General features: G+C 49.1%; 17 protein-coding genes and 1 pseudogene. 4 read left to right on the forward strand and 14 right to left on the reverse strand.

Going from position 1 to position 19,252, the window contains the following annotated elements; genetic code table 11:
- The 11 genes and pseudogenes from AZ66_RS02830 to AZ66_RS02870 all read right to left on the reverse strand — a co-directional run.
- Positions 1-3,670, reverse strand: a 3,670-nt coding sequence (locus tag AZ66_RS02830) for a non-ribosomal peptide synthetase (protein ID WP_044353501.1), incomplete at its 3' end; no start/stop codon positions are given.
- A 15-nt stretch (positions 3,671-3,685) separates the two neighbouring features.
- Positions 3,686-4,639: an isochorismatase family protein gene (locus tag AZ66_RS02835; RefSeq protein ID WP_044353502.1), complete on the reverse strand. Its 954-nt coding sequence runs from the start codon at positions 4,637-4,639 to the stop codon at positions 3,686-3,688.
- Positions 4,640-4,735: 96 nt separating this feature from the next.
- Positions 4,736-4,873: a hypothetical protein gene (locus tag AZ66_RS31195; protein WP_156159879.1), complete on the reverse strand. Its 138-nt coding sequence runs from the start codon at positions 4,871-4,873 to the stop codon at positions 4,736-4,738.
- A 71-nt stretch (positions 4,874-4,944) separates the two neighbouring features.
- Positions 4,945-6,570 carry a (2,3-dihydroxybenzoyl)adenylate synthase gene (locus AZ66_RS02840; protein ID WP_044353503.1) on the reverse strand — a complete coding sequence of 542 codons (1,626 nt, stop codon included), beginning with the start codon at positions 6,568-6,570 and terminating at the stop codon, positions 4,945-4,947.
- A gap of 3 nt (positions 6,571-6,573) precedes the next feature.
- On the reverse strand, positions 6,574-7,833 hold the full coding sequence (gene dhbC, locus AZ66_RS02845; protein ID WP_044353504.1) for an isochorismate synthase DhbC: 1,260 nt from the start codon (positions 7,831-7,833) through the stop codon (positions 6,574-6,576).
- A gap of 45 nt (positions 7,834-7,878) precedes the next feature.
- Positions 7,879-8,664 carry a 2,3-dihydro-2,3-dihydroxybenzoate dehydrogenase gene (locus tag AZ66_RS02850; RefSeq protein WP_044353505.1) on the reverse strand — a complete coding sequence of 262 codons (786 nt, stop codon included), beginning with the start codon at positions 8,662-8,664 and terminating at the stop codon, positions 7,879-7,881.
- Positions 8,665-8,679: 15 nt separating this feature from the next.
- Entirely contained in the window at positions 8,680-9,531 is an 852-nt protein-coding gene (locus tag AZ66_RS02855; protein WP_044353531.1) for an alpha/beta hydrolase, read from the reverse strand.
- 21 nt (positions 9,532-9,552) lie between these two features.
- Positions 9,553-10,587 carry an ABC transporter substrate-binding protein gene (locus AZ66_RS02860; RefSeq protein ID WP_044353506.1) on the reverse strand — a complete coding sequence of 345 codons (1,035 nt, stop codon included), beginning with the start codon at positions 10,585-10,587 and terminating at the stop codon, positions 9,553-9,555.
- A gap of 48 nt (positions 10,588-10,635) precedes the next feature.
- Entirely contained in the window at positions 10,636-11,853 is a 1,218-nt protein-coding gene (locus AZ66_RS02865) for a helix-turn-helix domain-containing protein (RefSeq protein ID WP_044353507.1), read from the reverse strand.
- Positions 11,854-12,012: 159 nt separating this feature from the next.
- Positions 12,013-12,270, reverse strand: a pseudogene (locus AZ66_RS31200) (transposase); the annotation flags it as partial.
- Between the two features lie 385 nt (positions 12,271-12,655).
- Positions 12,656-13,072: a hypothetical protein gene (locus tag AZ66_RS02870; RefSeq protein WP_052648355.1), complete on the reverse strand. Its 417-nt coding sequence runs from the start codon at positions 13,070-13,072 to the stop codon at positions 12,656-12,658.
- 550 nt (positions 13,073-13,622) lie between these two features.
- Between AZ66_RS02870 and AZ66_RS02875 the strand changes: the two genes are divergently transcribed.
- A complete protein-coding gene (locus AZ66_RS02875) occupies positions 13,623-14,321 on the forward strand; it encodes an aspartate/glutamate racemase family protein (RefSeq protein ID WP_044353508.1) in 699 nt (232 codons plus the stop codon).
- Positions 14,322-15,045: 724 nt separating this feature from the next.
- Here AZ66_RS02875 and AZ66_RS33690 read toward each other — a convergent pair.
- Positions 15,046-15,387 carry a PH domain-containing protein gene (locus AZ66_RS33690; protein WP_044353509.1) on the reverse strand — a complete coding sequence of 114 codons (342 nt, stop codon included), beginning with the start codon at positions 15,385-15,387 and terminating at the stop codon, positions 15,046-15,048.
- 56 nt (positions 15,388-15,443) lie between these two features.
- Here AZ66_RS33690 and AZ66_RS02885 point away from each other — a divergent pair, with 56 nt between their 5' ends.
- From AZ66_RS02885 to AZ66_RS02895, 3 genes are all read left to right on the forward strand, one after another.
- A complete protein-coding gene (locus AZ66_RS02885) occupies positions 15,444-16,001 on the forward strand; it encodes a BsuPI-related putative proteinase inhibitor (RefSeq protein ID WP_044353510.1) in 558 nt (185 codons plus the stop codon).
- 273 nt (positions 16,002-16,274) lie between these two features.
- Complete coding sequence (locus tag AZ66_RS02890; protein WP_044353511.1) at positions 16,275-17,150, forward strand: ComEC/Rec2 family competence protein; 876 nt, start codon at positions 16,275-16,277, stop codon at positions 17,148-17,150.
- Positions 17,151-17,155: 5 nt separating this feature from the next.
- On the forward strand, positions 17,156-17,374 hold the full coding sequence (locus AZ66_RS02895; protein ID WP_021262216.1) for a DUF3006 domain-containing protein: 219 nt from the start codon (positions 17,156-17,158) through the stop codon (positions 17,372-17,374).
- A 507-nt stretch (positions 17,375-17,881) separates the two neighbouring features.
- Here AZ66_RS02895 and AZ66_RS31765 read toward each other — a convergent pair.
- Both AZ66_RS31765 and AZ66_RS02900 read right to left on the reverse strand, forming a co-directional pair.
- Entirely contained in the window at positions 17,882-17,998 is a 117-nt protein-coding gene (locus tag AZ66_RS31765) for a sporulation protein YjcZ (RefSeq protein WP_197081645.1), read from the reverse strand.
- Between the two features lie 249 nt (positions 17,999-18,247).
- On the reverse strand, positions 18,248-19,141 hold the full coding sequence (locus AZ66_RS02900; RefSeq protein ID WP_442950267.1) for a carbohydrate ABC transporter permease: 894 nt from the start codon (positions 19,139-19,141) through the stop codon (positions 18,248-18,250).
- Between the last annotated feature and the right edge of the window lie 111 nt (positions 19,142-19,252).

Consider the following 19,252-nt stretch of genomic DNA (forward strand, 5'->3'; position numbering starts at 1 on the left):
GAACGGGAAGCCGTATCCACGCTGGCGCCTCGCCCCGGCAACGAGCCTCGTACGCAATCGACAAATCACGAGTCATTGGCGTGAGTGACCAGCCATCGCCTGCAATATGATGCAGCAGCAGCAAGAGCACCTGCTCGTTCGCCGCCGTCCGGAACAAGTGAACCCGCAGCGACGGCTCCTCAGAGAGACGGAAGCTGTATCGTGCCGCTTCCGCTAGCCTGTCGTTCAGCCCCTGCTCACTTACGTCCAGCACCTCGAATGGTATTTGTACATCCTTTGAATTTAGTATCAGTTGACTTGAAGTACCATTCTCATCCGGGAAAATCGTGCGCAGTGTCTCATGGCGATCCACCACATCAAAAACAGCTGCCTGCAGCGCCTCGACATTCAACTCACCCGACATTCGGGCAACGAGCGGAATATTGTAAGTAGGCGTTGCCCCCTCCAGCCGGTATAGAAACCATAGTCGCTGCTGGGCAAAAGAAAGCGGCAGCCGCTCAGGCCGCTTGCCTAAGCTCGCACGAATGGCTGGTCTCTGCTCCTGTGCAGGTTCGAGACGCCGCACAAGTGACGCTGCAGTTGGCGCTTCGAACAGGCTTCCGATATTCAGCTCAACGCCGAATGCCTCTCGTATACGCACCATAACACGTCCCGCGAGCAAGGAATGACCGCCGAGAGCGAAGAAATCATCATCGATGCTTACGCGGGGAAGCCCCAGCACCTCTGCGAATAATGCGCATATGATTTCCTCTTGCGGTGTACGCGGTTCGCGTCCCAATGCTGCCGCAGCGCGATCCGGCGCAGGCAGAGCTTTGCGGTCGATTTTACGGTTCGGTGTAAGCGGCATCGCATCAAGAACAACGAAAGCGGACGGCACCATGTAATCCGGAAGCTTCTGTGCTGCATATTGACGCAGTTCCGCAGGTTCTAGTCCAGACGATGATGATGGAACCACATAAGCCGCCAAACGCTGTTCACCCGCATGATCCTCATAAAGGGTAACCGCTGCTTGTGAAATGTCAGGATGGGCACCCAGCAGCGACTCGATTTCACCGGTTTCGATCCGGAATCCGCGCAGCTTCACTTGGTGATCCGTACGTCCCAAATAATCGATCGTGCCGTCTGCCAACCAACGCACCATATCTCCTGTACGATACATTCGCGTACCAGGAGGACCGAATGGATCGGCAACGAAGCGCTCAGCAGTCAAATCCGCACGTCCCAAGTATCCGCGCGCAAGTCCGGCGCCTGCAATATACAATTCTCCCGCTACCCCGGGAGGCACTGGCTCCAATGAACTGTCGAGCACATACAGCCTTGTATTCTGAATTGGCCGCCCGATAGACGGCTTGTTCATTGGACTATGATCAAGCAGCCCCGCAGTCGAATAAATTGTCGTTTCCGTCGGGCCATATTGATTGTTAACCTCGCCGTTCAACTCCTGCAGCGCCAGCTTCAACACGAGCGGCATTGCCTCGCCGCCCGTAATCATCTTGAGCCCGGCAAATCGTTCTGGCCTGCTGTCGGCAAGCGCCTGCCACAGTGTCGGCGTCGCCTGCATGATCGTTGCACCTGTTCCTGCAATCCTGCTTGCCAGTGCGGACGGATCCAGAATCGTTTCTTTGCGGGCAATATCGAGTACAGATCCGGATATAAGCGGCAGCAGCAGCTCCATTACGGATATGTCAAATGATATTGTTGTGACGGACAGCATCCGATCCTGTTCGCTCAGCGCCAACCGGGCCTTCATGTCATGCAGCAGATTAGCCAAGCCGCCAAAGGTAAGCATGACCCCCTTCGGCTTCCCAGTGGAGCCGGAAGTGTAAATGACATATGAAATATGCGATGCTGAAATTGCCTTGATCCTGTCCTCATCCGTAGGATTGTGAGCAGGTGATTGCGCCAGCGCAGCTATCGTTGCCGATTCATCCAGCACGATGGTCTTCCTGCTGCAAGGGGGCAAGCTCGCGGATGTCTCCTTCGTCGCAATCAGACAGACCGGATCAGCATCCTCCAGCATAAAGGCAAGCCGTTCGATTGGATAGTCCGGATCAAGCGGCAAATAAGCGGCTCCTGTCTTGTGGATAGCCAATATAGCGATGACCGCTTCCACCGAGCGTGGGAGAGACAGCGCCACAATACGATCGGGCCCGACACCGCAGGAAATAAGGTAATGGGCAAGCTGATTTGCCTTCGCATTCAACTCCCCATATCGAAGCTGTTCATCCTCGCACACGACCGCAACTGCTTCGGGAGCGCGCTCCACCTGTTCCTCAAACAACTCTGGCACACTTATGCTCGGCACATCATGTGCAGTATCGTTCCACTCCTCAATCACCTGTCGGCGTTCTTCAGACGTAATCACCGGAAGCTGTCCAATAGGCAGATTCGATCCGGCATGCGCAATTCCATCCAATAGATGCAGGAAGCGCTGTTGATGGGCATATAACTCGTCCAAGCTGTAGATTTCGGGATTCGCGTCGAAGTCGAGACGCAGACCGCTGCCATCCGCATGGCTGTAAACGTTAATCGTCAAATCATCGACAGGCCCTGCGGAAAGGTTGCTAACTTTGCCGCGATAGCCTGCGAAGCTGACATCCTCGACAAAAGGCATGACATTAATGAGCGGGCCGATTAACCTGCGATTGTCGCCAAGCAGCTTCAAGTCTCTGCGCAAATCCTGATGGCGATACCCTTGATGGCGCCGAATCATGCGGATCTCCCGTGTCACCTCACGCAGCAGGTCGCCAAGGCTTCTCTCCGGACTTACCTCCACACGCAGCGGAAGCAAATTCATGACCATACCAGGAACGCGCAATGCGGCTGATCCTAGTCGGCACATTACAGGCAGACCAAGAATGATCTCCTCTTCCTGTGTCAACCGATGCACATATATCGCGGTCGCTGCTGCGAGAACATCCGGCCAGCTTGTTCCCGCTTCAGCTGCAATCGACTGCCATCCGCTCACGGTGGCAGCCGGAATATGCGCAGTGCGGCGCACGAAGCGGCGGGCCGTTCGCTGCGCATGTCCTCCTAGACTAACTGCTTCCGGCCTATCGGAGAAGCGCTCCAGCCAGAATTCCCGGTCACGATTCATCTGTTCCGATGAACGATATGCCGCATCCTCCTCCAAAATGGATTGCAAGGAACCGAACGTTCCTGCTCCATTTGGAAGATCGTAGGTTAAAGCTGTATAGTTTTGCGCCACACGCTGCATCAGCAATGCTGCACCGAATCCGTCAATGACAATATGGTGAATGCGCTGATACCAGAGGTACCGCTCGGTCTCGATCTTAAATAACGCCTCCGTGAAGAGAGGCCCCGTATGCAAATCAACGGGCTTCTCCATATCGCGGTTCATCCACGCTCGGGCTGTGCCTTCCGGATCAACCTCTCTGCTTAGATCAATCATGTGCAGCACCCAGTCGTCTGTGGGGACGATCTTCTGCAATGGACCGTCTGCATCCTCTCCAAAACGGACATGCAGCGCCTCCGCCTCTGTCACCGCCTGGCGAAGAGCCGCTTCGAAGCGGGCTGGATCTATCGGCCCGCGGATGTCTACACATTCAGCGGTGTTGAAAATAGGGTTGTCTGGATCGAGCTGCTGCGCAAACCAGATTCCAGCCTGTGCTCCCGATAGCGGCCATCGCCCCTTCTCCTGATCGTGCATGATGATGACCTCCTTTTATATCGAGTAATAATCATAATTAGGCACCGAGTTACTGCTGAGCTTGGCGGACAAGAGCTCCCACCAGCTTGCTACCGTCGGCCGTTCCGCCAATTCCACGAAGCTTACCGCAATGCTGCTGCGCTTCCAACGTTCCACTAAGCTCATAATCCGAATCGAGTCCAGCCCCCATTGCATGATTAGATTATCTTGATCACCAATCGCAGACGGCTCCTCCTGCAGCAGCTGCGCAACCGCGTCGCGCACAGATTGCAGTGTTACCGAACAACCCGCTTCTGCTCCAGCTGTTTCCTCTGCTTGTTGCTCGGCAGCATTCCTGTTAAGAGCTTTCAGAACCCGTTCCGTCGTTGCTACTACTGCACAACGCTCAGCCGCATAGGTTAACGCCATGCGATGCTTATCGAGCGAAAAATCAGCAACCGCATCTGCAATGAGGAAGGGCTGGACATCCTGCATAAATGCCTCGCACGAGGTCATCAGGCAACCAATGTGCGCGTAAATCCCACATACGAGCAGCTGATCCCGTCCGCGTTCCCGTAATATTTCAAGCAAATTCGTTTTCTGAAAGGCACTGTAGCGCCATTTTGTCACGAGAATATCGTTCACCCGCGGCGCCAGCTCGTCTACGAACTTTTTCTGGTATGGCCCATCATTAATGCCCGCCCCCCAGAAGTCTTGCAGCAATCCACGCTGCTCAGGAGTCTGCCCCCCTGGCTGCGCCGAATACACGACAGGTATGCAAAGCTCCGAACAGCGTTCGCGCAGCTCCTTAATATTCGCAATCAATTCAACCAGCGGCGATTCACCCGCCTGATAGGCATCGACGAAATACTGCTGCATGTCATGGATAAGCAGTACGGCACGGCTTGGATCCGGACTCCAGTCGACTCTGTTCTCTGGCAGCTCTGCCTCATTTGGCATGTGATATGGAAGGATAGTAGGAAGACCCATTGTTTCTCCTCTTTTCACTAGTTTTTATGGATAAACTCTGCAACAACACGAGACATTTTCATGAACACGAAACCTCATCACTTACTTTTCACATACTCACAAGAACTTCTTCCAGCGGCTCTTAGACACTTTAGACAATTCTTTAGGCGATTCTTCAAGCGATTCTTCAAGCGTTTCTTCAAGCGATTCTTCAAGCGTTTCTTCAAGCACTTCTTCAAGCACTTCTTCAAGCACTTCTTCTATTGCTACTTCAGTTACTACTTCTAATGCTTCGTTACATCTCTAAATGCATCTTCGCTTATCACTTACTTCTTGCTCAATGCTTCCTGCTTCGCAGCGATCAGCTCCCGCAGCATCTTCTTGCTCACCTTGCCGACTCCTGTCTGTGGAAAGGATTCGACGAACTCTACGCGGTCTGGAATTTTATATAATGCAAGCCCTCTGTCTCTTAGAAAAGCCTTCAACTCGCTGCCCGTTATGGCAGCTTCATATCGAATGACGAATGCGCATGTGCGTTCGCCCAAGAATTCATCCGGCATGGACACAACAGCGGCATCATGCACACCAGGATGGGCAAGCAAATGATTCTCGATTTCCTCGGCTGCCACCTTATCTCCACCGCGATTGATCTGATCCTTCGCCCGCCCTTCAATCACTAAATATCCAGCCGGAGTCATTCTGGCCATATCACCTGTGCGATAAAAGCCGTCAGACGTAAAGGATCTTGCGTTGTGCTGCTCGGCTTGGTAGTATCCGCGAATGGTGTACGGCCCTCGCGTCAGCAAATGTCCCACCTCGCCCGGAGCCACTTCGTCATCCTCATCATCGACGATGCGGATTTCATCATATGGAGACATCGGGCGGCCCTGCGTAGTAATTATCGTCTCCTCCGGGTCGTCGAACCTCGTATAGTTCACCAAGCCCTCTGCCATCCCATACACCTGCTGCAATGTGCAGCCAATCGTCGTTCGCACCCGCTTGGCAGCTTCTGCGCTGAACTTGGCGCCCCCAACCTGCAGCACTTCCAAGTGAGTGAGGTCGTAGCGGCGCGATTCCGCGGCATCCAGCCAAATTAAGGCGAGCGGCGGCACAACGGCTGCAATGGTGACGCCTTCCTCGGCAATAAGCGGGAAAGCCTCATCAGGGCTTGCTCCGCGGGCAAGCACGATCCGCCCTCCAGCATATAGCGTGCCAAGCACGCCGGGAGAGCTCAGCGGATAATTATGCGCGATCGGCAGCACCGCCAGATATACGCTGTGCTCATTCAACGCGCAAACTTCTGCGCTCATGCAAAGGCTATATATGTAATCGTCGTGCGTCCGTGGAATGAGCTTCGGTAAGCCCGTTGTCCCGCCAGATAATTGGAGGAAAGCGACATCCCCGGAGCTCGGCCCCTTAATCTCGCCAATGCTAGGCTCGGCATACAGATCATCCAGCGCTGTATATTCGCCTGGCTCACCTACAACAATAACGCGGCGTGAATCTGGTAGCGTGTCCTTCACCTGTGCGGCGAGCTCGCGATAATCGAACCCCGCATCCTTATCAGGGATCACATACGCGGCAGCCTGTGTGAACTCACATAAGTAGCCGATCTCGTTCCTGCGGTGCACTGGCAAGGAGAAGACAGGCAGTGCTCCGATGCGAAACAGCGCAAATATGACTTCAAAAAATTGCGGAATATTCGGAAGCTGGACAATAACTCGATCCTGCGCCCTAATTCCCAAACGATAGAACCCAGCGGCCAGGCGATCCGCCTGCTCATCAAGTTCCGCATAGCTGACTCGCCGATCGCCGCTCACAATTGCGACGCGATCTCCATATTGGGCTGCACGATGACGAAGCATCGTGCCGAATGTCTCTCCCTGCCAGCATCCTTCCTGTCTATAACGTGCAGCAAACTCTTCCGGCCATGTCGGGCATCCTGCCAGCATCGTTCATCCCCCCTGCATCATCATCGGTTGTTGTTCATTCAGCCCCATCGCTTGCAGCAGTGTGCGAAGCTTGGCGGACGTCTCGGCTAGCTCCGCTTCCGCGGTCGAACCGACTACGATTCCCGCTCCCGCAAAGAGGCGCAGCGAGCTGCCCTCCACTTCCGCGCAGCGAATTGTAACGGCCCATTCTCCGTCTCCATTCGCATCGCACCAGCCGACCGCCCCCGTGAAGAAGCCGCGCTCGAACGGTTCAATCTCCCGGATCAAGTTCCGAGCTGCCTCCGTAGGCGTCCCGCAAATGGCAGGCGTCGGATGCAGCGCTAGAGCAAGCTCTAAGGAGGATATGTCCTGATCCGCAAGCTCCCCGTTTATTTCCGTAGACAGATGCCACATCGTCTTCGTAGAAACAAGGGACGGGCCTTCCGGCACATGAAGCTTGCTGCAATACGGACGGAGAGCGGATACGACCGCCTCAATGACGACCGCGTGCTCATGCAGATCCTTGTCCGATCTTAGAAGCTGGGCGGCACGACGCTCATCCTCGTTCGGATCATCGCTGCGTGCTGCTGAACCAGCCAACGGGTTCACCTTAATGTGCATTCCCCGCTTCGTTACGAGCAGTTCGGGGCTTGCTCCAATTAACGTTTGGGCTGTTCCGTTGGCAGCAACCACACCCTTGTCCTTGCTTGCATGCGGGTGCTCCATCGTTAATGGCACTGCAAACGTATATCCACGAGTGTTTTGACTGAGCAATCGATGCAGCAAGCGCTGCACGTCCACCTCATTCGTTAATGTCACTTCCAAGGATCGGGACAACACCACCTTCTGGAGTTCGCCCGTCTGCAACCGCTCAAGAACCTGGTTAACGCCTTGTTTATACTGTTCTGGCTCCGGGATTGCTCGTACACAATAACTGTCCTGTTCTGGTTCCTGTTGCAAATAATCATGTGCATCTATGCGCAATGGCTCGTACCGATGCACTTCCTTCGGTACATATAGACACACAGGTTCCTCCATGTGAAAAGGAATTGCACCGACAACGACCGGGCAATCACGATCCCCCTGCCGAGCTGCATCCAGCAGCTTCGACACGGCCTGAGGCAAGCTCTCTTCATCCACAGCCTGCCAATCCACCAGCCGCGCCCACTCCCCGTGCGTCAGCAATGCTCCTTGAGGCGATGAGAAAAGAAAGGACGAACCCACCTGATATTGTTCCAGAAGCCGTATCCCCTCAGCTGCGGGAACAGCATCGTACTTTAACATATTCAATCGACTCCTTCCGCAATTTCTGCTCTCCTGACTTCTGCATTAACATCCCAATGTCGCACCGCCGTCGATACACATGTCATGCATTGTGATGTGTCTTGCCTGTTCGGATGACAGAAACACGACAGCATCGGCAATATCCGATGGCTGCGCGATTCTGCCCAGCGGTATCCCGAGGCGGAACGATTCAGGCGAACCAGCAATCATGGCTTCGGCACCGTTCTGTCCATTCCACAGTGAGCGCTGCATCTCCGTATCCGTGGAGCCTGGCGACACAATATTGCAGCGAATCTGATGACGAGCATATTCCAAGCCCAAGCACTTCGTGAACATCGTTGTGGCTGCTTTCGATGCCGCATAGGCGGACATGTGCGTGCGCGGTACACCGGAGGCATTGGAGCCTACGGTCACAATCGCTCCCGATCTGCGCTTCGCCATACGTGTTATGACAGCGCGCGTCATATAGAATACGCCATTGACATTGACACTGAAGGTCGACTGCCAATCTTCATCGCTCAGCGTCTCAATCGGGCCAAGCCGCAGTATGCCTGCCACATTAACAAGCACGCCGATCGGGCCAAGCTCTTCTTCTATCCGCCCCACCGTTCGATTCACGGCCGTACTGTCGGATACGTCGACTGGATAAGCAGCGGCATGATATCCGCCAGCATCAAGTTCGGCTGCGAGGCTGGTGCAACCAGCCTCATTCCGATCAACGACAGCCACGATTGCACCTTGAACGGCAAGCGCGCGCGCCACCGCCTCTCCGATCCCCTGTGCCGCGCCTGTGACAACGGCCACCTTGCCTTCAATTCCTGAATATTTCATCCTGCCAACCTCTCTTTATTTGTCCGGGTGTAGTGCGAATCGCAGCGCCCGGCTCACCAATATCGGAAGTACTGACACATGGCCTTCCTGCTCGAATTCCTTGTATTCTGCCTCTACCCCGATGTCGGCCGATATGGCCGACAGACGGTGCGCCAGCTCGTTCGCACGCTCGCAGTTACGGCATACATGCGTTTTTTCAAGCTCTCCTACACCAAGAAGCACCTGTGCAGGAAATAAGCGTTCTCTCATTCGTGCTTGCGCGATAAAGTTCCGCTCCAGCTCTTGCATGTAGTCTGGATTCCAATGGAGCGATGGACTGCCCGCGATGTAATATTGGAATGCCTCTGGCTTGCTGAACAGCGTATAGATCGTGAACAATCCGCCCAGCGAGTGACCGAACAGCACCTGACGATTGCGGTCAATCTGGAACTCACTCTCGATCTGCGGCTTCAGCTCCTCCTCGATGAATTGCAGGAAAGCCCCCGCCCCGCCTTGCTCGGGGAGTGGTGTACCGTCTGAGCGCTGCTTGAAGTCCGAGGCTGGCAGCGGTGTGAAGTCGTAGAAGCGATCCGGTGCATATGGCCCGTTCGTCTCATAACCGATTCCTACCACAATCGCGGGAAGCACTTCTGTCTTATCCGGTCTGCGGCATTGCAGCCGCAGCGCTTCCACCATCATGCCGAATACAGAATTGCCATCCAGCAAGTAAATAACCGGATAACCGCTTGGCGGAGGCGATCCTAGAGGCTGAGCCACCATTATTCGATACGAGCGCCGCTCTGCGCGTGAACGAAGCACCCACTGTTCTGCAAGTGGAATCTCGATCCTGCGGCGAGAAAGGTCGGTAAGCGTCGGCGTTGTTTTCATTTGTTCCAACCCCTTTGCCCCCTATTCCGTCAACAGGCGAACCGTATCGTCAACGATTTTTTCGTATGCAATCAAGCCGCTTCCGAGCCAGTACTGGTTGTTCACTTCATAGACATGACCCTGTTTGGCCGCAGGCATGCTCTTCCAAATTGGACTGTCCATCATCTCTTTCATGCGGTCGCTTCCTTGATCGTAAGCGTTGATGACGAAAATATAGTCCGCGTCCATTTCAGGGAGGACTTCTAGCGAGAGATTCGCGCTGTTCTCATTGGCCACCAGCTTCGTAATACCAAGTCCCAAATCCTGATGGAGCACATATCCGCACAAATACTTGCCGCCCATCAGACTAATTCCTCTCGGTGCAAACCGAATAATGGCGACCTTCTTGTTCTCAACAGCCTTGCTCAGCTTCTCCTTGGCGTCCGTTACCTTCTGCCGATAGGCCTGTAATGCAGCATCAGCCTCAGTGGATTTGCCGAGCAGGTCTCCTATCGTGACGAGCGATTTCTCGATATTTCCGGACGCATTTTTAAAAACATACGTCGGCGCGATTTTTGCATATTTTTCATAGGTACTTGCATCCTTGGCGTAGGTTTCCGTATGCAAGATGATCAAGTCAGGGTTATAGGACAGTAACACCTCAGGTGAAGGCAGTCCCCCTGACAAGTCCAGCTTCGGAATATCCTTCAGTTCCTCTTGCAGGTATTCATGCCCTTTCTTCCCGTTAAACCATTGCGCTATTGGCTTTACACCCAGCTTCAGCAACGAGTCCTCCATATTCGGAGCAAATATGCGTTTCGGTGTGGAAGGAAGCTTGATCTCATGTCCAAGCTCGTCCGTTACCGTCCGCTCTTCGGTTGTCGCAGTATTCTTCCCCGCTGCTGCGGCTGACACATTGGACGTGGCTTCTTTCGGGCTCTGAGATTCGGATGCGGCATTGCCATCCTCCTTTTTTGCCCCGCAGCCTGCAAGCAAACTTCCGATAAGTACGCAGCACAATAGTGCTGTTAGTCTAAATTTCCAACCTTTTGTCCCTGCATTCCGTCGATTTAGCACGATCCCTCTCCTCCAATGATAACGATTCTCAATCGACTCTGAGTATACTCACGTTGCGAAGGATTCACCATAGCCATAATCCTGAAATGTGTTTGGACAATTTCCAGTAAAGAGCAGTAAAGCCTCATCCAGCATCCGTGCTATCGCAATAGCTGAATATTCGAACCAAGGATCTGCGGTTATCGGGTGTACATGCCCGTTCCGTACCGCTTGAAGCTGCCTCCATTCGGATAAATGCTGCAGCGACAGCCAATATTTGCGGGATGAAGCCTCTGGGCACACGGCAAGTAAAATCCTTTCAGGATTCAGCTCACGAAGCTCATCCATCGAGATCGGGGAATGGCCTTGCAGCCCTCTTTCGCAAGCAGCCTTGAGATGCAAGTCATCGTACAGCACTTCCTCCAAACCTCGATTCTGGTATACAAATAGTTGAGTCTGGTAGATTCGCAGCGCCATAACGCGATCGTCTCCCAGCTGCTGCGCCGCTTGCGCGCGTCCGGCTTGTGCGTTTTTTTCATAATGATCGATCCATTGCTGCGCAAGCTCTTCCTTGTTCAAAAAGAGGGCAATTCCCATAAGCTGCTCTCTCCAGCCCGCTTTACTCGATACATTGTGAACAGGAGCGATCCCATTCAGTTTGCTGCTCTCGCGCATTTGGAGCTGATCTGAAGCAATGATGACGTCCGGCCGTGCCCGGCACAGCTTATCCAAATTAATTTCAAACGTGAATTTATGATAAGGATCAGTTAAAAGAAGATGCATTTTAATTTTGTCGCTGTAGAGGTTGTAATAATAAGGAGACCACTTGGGATCGAGAGGCGCTGCCTCCGGGATGAGTTGGAGCGCAAGCAAGTGGCCTATTGTCGAAGATGAGCATACGGCGATGCTCCTCTTGGAATCTTTGGCGAAATCGGATGGAGACAAGCCGACCTCCTTTTTGAACTTGCGGCTAAAATAGAATTCGTCTCGGTAGCCTACCTTCTGCGCAATGTCTCGCAACTTTGCGTCTGATTCCGTCAGCAAGCGCTTCGCATGCATAATGCGCACATCCGTCAAAAATTCCATAGCACTCTGACCGAACTTTCGTTTAAATAAATCCACGAAATATTTGGGGCTAATATTCGCCATCTCCGCCAATTGTCCAATCGTGAGCGGCTCATTATAATGGCGCTCCATGAACGCTTTGATCTCCTGCAAATCCGTCTTCTGCATGTGGCCCATCACGTTCGAGCCGTTATCTGTATGCGCTGTTTCTGTTGCACGCATAAATATCCCTCCTCTTGAAATGCGATGAAGTTGATGAATAGGTGATTCCACAAAAATAACACTTGATAATGATTCTCATTTTCATCAATAAACTAGCATACCTTTTTAGGGAAGTCAACGAAAATATGGAAATACAAAAAAGGACCCAACAATCGGAGATCACTGCATAAGCCTCAATTTTATTGAGGTGAAAGCCCAAAAAAATGGAACAAAGAGTCTCCTGAGAGAAAAAAAGCAGTCTATCCTCACCCGAGGAGTAGGCTGCTTTTGCTCTATTAGCTTTACCATCCGCTTTGCATTTACAACAAACGCGGTGAGGTAGGCTTGTATTCGCATACGAAAGAGACCTCGATATTTTGCCGTGTCCATACCGTGGAATCTTTTCATTTCTGCATTTTTATGTTCAATGATTGGTCTGCGCTTGATTCGTTCCTTGAACGCATCGATTAATTCGAACTCGATTTGTCCTTGAAATGTTCGGTGATGATTCGAAACGAGTCTTCCGGTACAAGTTTATATAACTCTGCATGAAATGATGCGGTTAATTGTCTGGCCAGCTGCAGCAAATCCTTTCATCTCGCTTTCCCTTTTCTCCCAGTATACAACAAACCCAGCACCGGCGCGGTACTGGGTTGATTTTTACATAAACTGTATTCTTTTGGCGGGAATCTCCATAAGAGGGTCACTTTTTTCAAAGTGTCCTTCTTATGGGTCAAAGTTCAATGCTTCCCTCAGCGGCTCATTTTATTATTTCTGAATAGTCACTTTAAGCAGCATGCAATCCCTGCTGCTGTTTAACAAATCAGGCTATTCTAACTATATTTATGCATGCATTGTCATACACTGTTTCACCAAATTCACCTACTAGAGTTAAGATATTTGGCCCTGTTTTTGTATTTACAATCGCTGATCCTGATAAATTTCCACTTACTCCAGGAGGGAAATTCGAATTAGATGAAAGAGAAGAGTTTAACACCTCGTTATTCAAGCTGAGTATAGTTGTCACCTCATTGTAATCCTTAGGAATAGTCACGCCAATCGAATAACTCACAAAATAGACAGCATTAGGCGAAAGATGAATATCTCCCGTCCCCTCTATGAGAGTAATTCCCTTTCCATTCTTGGCTGTTATCTCATGGAATGCTATAGGCACACCCGCTTTTAAAAGTTGACTTGCACTACTAAACGCAGAGAGACTATTCGCTGTTACGTTATCCATTCAAATGCATCTCCTTTCACAAGAGCTAGTACATCCTATGTTCAAAGAGTCGGACAAGTTCTAGTACATTTCTATTAAATTTTGCAGAAAGGGTTGCACACAGCCCTGAATCCCCTTAATCATAACTCTTCCTTGCATTACGTCCGTGCTGCTCTATTAGATGAATGAGCAATTTGGGATACTTAGAGGAAGTTACATATTCTGCTTTCCATACCTTATAGATACGTTCAACACTAAATAAAGCGGTTCAACATCTCCCAGGAACTTCTCCGTTTCATTTCCTCATTGGTACGTCCAAAACCCTAAAAATGCCACCGCTTCACCCATTCTACCAAACAGACACTTTTACAAATAATCCATATTTTTTTCCTAATTCTAAACATACAAAACTATTATTGAATTGATTCCTTTTAATATCAACGACTTGCCCCTTACTCTTTATTGATTGCTCTTTTCAAGATTATAATATAGTACGCCGTCTTATTCGGAAGAGTAAATGCGGTTATGTATCGCTAGAATAAATCGGGAAAAGTATGAATGGAGGGGCAATATGAAAGTAATTGGTCTGCTTGGCGGGATGAGTTGGGAATCTTCGGTTGAATATTATCGGATAATAAATGAAGAGGTGAAAAGAAAACTAGGAGGGCTGCATTCGGCGAAATGCCTTCTATACAGCGTCGATTTTGATGAAATTGAACAGTACCAGGCAAAAGGAGATTGGGAAAAGGCTGGTGAAGTATTAGCTAACGCTGCTCGTTCATTGGAGAAAGGAGGAGCCGATTTTATCGTTATTTGTACGAATACGATGCACAAAGTTATAGATGATATCCGATCCAAAATCAATATCCCCATTGTACATATAGCAGATGCAACGGCAAATCGAATTAAAGAAAAAGGTCTTCGAACCATTGGGTTGCTTGGAACCAAATATACGATGGAGCAAGATTTTTATAAATCACGCTTAGAGCTGAATGGGATAAAAGTTATTGTACCAAATGCCGATGAAAGAGAACTTATCAATAAGATTATTTATGAAGAATTATGTTTGGGAAAAATTCATCAAGAATCAAGGGACTACTATAAAAAAGTGATCCAGGGGTTAATTGAATTAGGAGCCGAAGGAATTATATTAGGTTGTACAGAGATTGGCTTATTGGTAAAGCCGGAGGATTCCAAAGCTCCTGTATTTGACACAACCTATATACATGCTGTTGAAGCTGTAAATTTATCTCTAAATAAGGGACAATAAAAGACAATAAAATAGCCATATCCCTGGAATGTTATGAACAGGTGGAAGCCTTTCTCAAAGTAGCAACTCTTAATCGGATATGAAGTCCATTCTTCATTGATGGAATTACCTAAGCCTTAGTCAATTGACTAGGGCTTTATGTGTTTATTACAAACATCTCTTTAACCAATATTCTAGAAGGATGCCTAAACTTAGTTCAGGAATACTGAAACTGCAAAACGCATATTTGAATCTTCTTAGGTACGTTAACCCTCCCTTCTCATGGCTCGCTACATGGAAAGAACATCGTGATTTCAATTCCTCACAGGTACGTTCAAAACCATGCGGAAATAAAATCGCCCCGTTGGACGCTTCTGATTTCAATTCCTCATAGGTACGTTCAAAACAAGAATACATGTCAGAAATGGAAGTTGCTAATCTAGTATTTCAATTCCTCATAGGTACGTTCAAAACCCAATAAAACATGTGGTTAAGCCGATTTTAACAAAAGAAATCCACATACTCAAACCGTATATCTCTATATCGAAAACAAGAGAAATCAGATTTCCCTTTCAATTACGCCCTATTTCGCTCGTTTACAGCCTAATACGACTTGTCGTCGATCCCCCGGGATTTTTACGCTATTGGGGGTCGACGACAAACACGTTAAATGAGTCGCTTTGCATTCTTCTTTACAGTTTTTATGTAATCGATGTTCACCTTTAATCTATAACGATTTAGGCCATTACATCCGCTCCATAATATTTCGCTGAACATCTTTTACTCTCTTAACGTTGATTGAATTCAGATATAGCGTATTATGAGCTTTTGTTTCGATCTTAAGCCGACCAGATATACCTCCATCAACCGACACAGACAGAATATCATGGTATAGGATTTGCTTGAACCCGTAACTCGCAACGATCTTATAAGCAAAATAAACTCTCTTATCCGTTACCACGAGTATTCCTGGGCCTTCATCTAGATTCACATTTTCCACGTTCAGAACTTGTTCATCATCCTTGAAATAGCTTTCTGTTTCTTTAATCAGTTTTTCATGAACTCGAATATGTAGTTTGCGATTCAATACTTCAATGCAACAATCTCTCCCACACTCACGTTATGTAGAATGAGGTGATGTGAATGAAAAAATCAATCATGCTGCCACTGGTATGGGCAAGCACGCTTATTTTTCTAGTCGGCAGTACGCAAAGCGCATATGCGGTCAATCAGCAGCAGTTGCAATCGAAGCATCAAGTTCAACAAATCAAGCCGTCGCCCGCCAAGGGCAAGGATAAAAAGGAATCGAAGCAGAAGCCTACATTGCAAACCACTTTATCAGCCGATAAGAAGAAAGATCGCCTGTTCATTCATATGAAACTCCGCAACACGTCTGGCAAAGATATTACTCTCTCTTACAGCTCACATAAATACGAAATCATCGTCAACAACGAAAACAATGAAGAAGTGTTCAACTGGTCTGACAACAAAGCATTCACGCAAGAACTGACCATCCATGATTTGAAAAAGGATGGAGAGCTATCGTTCACAGAGGAGTGGAATCTCAAGGACAAGGCAAAAAAGAAGGTGCCAAAAGGACGGTACACGGTTCAGGTAAAGATGTTAGTAGACGTCCCTTCTGATACTGCTTCCTCAGCTTCTCCGAAATTGATTGCCAGTACGATCGTTGAGCTAAAATAAACCTTATCAATGATTCGAAGTTCTAATTTCCCAAAATAGGAGAAAAATAAAAGCACCTTCTGATGAGTGTTCTTATCGCAAGATAAAACATAATCTTGAAGGTGTTTTTGTGCTTTGCTGGATCTAAATTTCTTCCCATTTTCCACTTGTCGGCATTCCTCGTTAACTTTTCATGTTATACGGAGGCAACAAGAACAAGATAGAGACCAACATCAACCATCCTCATCCCCCATTGCAATATGATAATATTGTTAATAGGAGAAGGAGGCATCTATGAAGAAACTATACATACCTTTCCTGCTTTTGGTCGTATTGCTGACAGCTTGCACACCAACAAGTACGGAAACTCAAGGAAACATCCAGCAAGAGAAGCCCAAGACGCAATCGTCAGACGTATTGAAGGTATACTATCTGGACGTTGGACAGGGAGATTCAACCTTAATTCGCACGCCCAAAGGACAGCATGTCTTAATTGATGGTGGGGACAACAGTCAAGGTGAAAACGTGGTCAATTATTTGAAACAGTACGGGGTTAAACAACTTGATGCAGTCATAGCCACTCACCCTGACGCCGATCATATTGGTGGATTGGATACCGTGCTTAATGCGATTCCAGCCAAATCCGTATATGCGCCCAGAGTATCACACACAACGAAGACCTATGAGGATTTCCTTTTAGCGGTCAAAAAGCAAAAGCTCAAGATCAAATCCGCAAAAGCAGGGGTCGAACTCCCGCTAGATGGCGTAAAAGCTGAGTTCCTTGGCCCAGTCGGAGACTACGGGAAGGACTTGAATGCATGGAGCGCAGTTCTCAAGGTTACATACAAAAATACATCGTACTTATTCTCTGGGGACGCTGAGCGCAAAAGCGAAAACGACATGGTCAACAGCGGTGCGAATTTAAAAGCAGATGTATACAAAGTCGGCCACCATGGGTCGGATACGTCTACCTCAGCTGAGTTCCTAAAAGCAATTCATCCAACGTATGCGGTAATCAGCGTTGGCAAGGATAACAAATATAATCATCCGAAAGATGTCATCATGAAACGCCTCAAGAAAGCCAATGTCAAAGTGTTCAGAACTGATAAAGAAGGTACTGTCATTTCTATAAGTGACGGAAAATCAATAACATTTGAGAAGGCGAGGTAACAACATTGATTCAAGGGGTAATCGACCAGATTGAATGTGATATCGTAACCATTGAAGTAGAAGATGGACATACCATCGAATATCCGAAGCATCTGCTCCCCGCAGAAGCTGAGGTTGGAGATGTTGTTCATATTGTCGGAAATGTAATCACGATTGACAAACAAGCTACAGAAGAACGCAGAAAAGAAGTCGGCCAGCTGATGGATGAGTTATTTGAAGACTAATCTTATGCTTTCACAATAGAAAACGAACTGCGATAACCTGCAAGCATCCTTAGCCTGGGATAGATATTCCCCTGCTACGGATGCTTTTTCTTTTTCCATGACTACGACACATAATCTCTCACAGGACTGTAAGCGGTATAAATTGTGCTCTCGTTCGTAAAAAGCTAAGAAATGATTGATCACCGCCACATAAATGGGTGTAGCTTACACATCCATTTTACTCAGTCGATTTCGGACTTGCCAGCATACTCTAGTAAAGTAGTTAGTAAACCTGTCAAAAGGCAGCAGTACAAGCGGTACAGATCAATACAAGCACAAGCAATACAAGCAATACAGATCAATACATGCAGCTACAGATACTACGGGATGCAGCGGCTTCAGGGTTTCCCCCGTATTGAACGAGAGCTACTCCCAACTAATAAAAATAGCCTTGCTTCATCAGCAAGGCATAACACACGATGATGTCGATCATTGGAGTCGGTAACGATATTGATTAGTAATACCATATTATATAAAGCAAGAGCTCAAGATGATAACCAACAAGATAAACAGGACTAAGATTGCGCCTGTGCTCGTGAAGCCTCCAAATCCACAGCTTCCACCGCTTCCAGCAAATTCACCCATTGAGATGACCTCCTTTCGCTAGGTACACAACATAGTATGATGCAGCACAAGGATAGACACGGCGCTTTGCCCATGCGGAAATAATTAGGCATTCACACAAGACAAGCAGCGTTTGTCCCTTAGCAAGACTCATTTACACTTTTCTACTGCAACCAAGAAGCAAGAACAAATACCGCCAACGAAATTCGTTGGCGGTACTGTTGTGTATATTGCAAGTAAGCATAGCTGCCTTCCCGACTCTACCCACTGTTACCCCTTCACTGCCCCCGCCAGCATCCCCTTCATAATCTGCTCTTGGAAGATCAGGTACATAATGATCGTCGGAACGACCGACAGGCTGAGTGCTGCAAGGGTCAGACTATAGTCCGTGCCGTAGCCGTCCGCGAAGATGGAGAGGCTGAGCGGCAATGTCTTCAACAGCGGATTGCTAATGAAGACGAGCGGGAATGCGAAGTCGTTCCAGAAGCGCAGGAAGCCAAGTACAGCTACGGTTGCGAGCGCCGGCATCGACAGCGGCAGAATAACCCGCAAGAAGATCCCTGTATATCCCGCACCATCGATCAATGCGGCTTCCTCCAGCTCTTTCGGGAAGGAGGTCATATACGCGGACAGGACAAATATTGCAACTGGCAGTTCAAATGCTGTATAAGGCAGTACAAGCGCCGCATAGGTGTCGAGAATGGACATTTGCTTCATCATAATGAACAGTGGAACCAGTGTACTGTGAATCGGAATGAGCATCCCGAGCAGGAACAATCCCATGATGTACGGCTTCCACTTGAACTTGAATCGTGACAATACGAACGCTGCAAGTGCGCCGATCAGCAGGGTGGACACGAGTGAAAGTACCGTAACAGCCAGAGAATTGCCGAAGGCAACATTCATGCTCGCTACATCCCATGCTCGCACGAAGTTATCCCATCTCCACTCGCTTGGCATGCCAAATGGAGAGGAGAAAAACTCTTCGTTGCTCTTGAAGCTGCTGATGAACAGCCATAGCAATGGATACAGTGTCAATAATGCATACAGGGTTAGCAGCAACCAGACCAGTCCGGCTACCCCTTGCTTCCACACCCGGTTAGAATCGCGTCTCCTTGTAGAGGAAGACATGCGGCCAAGCTGTTGAACGGGTTGATTCCCCATGTTCCTCTCCTCCTATCTTCTTGGACCTATAAGTGGTAACCATCGAAGCATGATCGTGTCTGATCGAAATCCGCTCCTATGTTACTCATCATGTTCGAGTCCTTCCTCTAC

The sequence above is a fragment of the Paenibacillus sp. E194 genome (assembly GCF_000935845.1).
Classification (GTDB): domain Bacteria; phylum Bacillota; class Bacilli; order Paenibacillales; family Paenibacillaceae; genus Paenibacillus_B; species Paenibacillus_B alvei_B.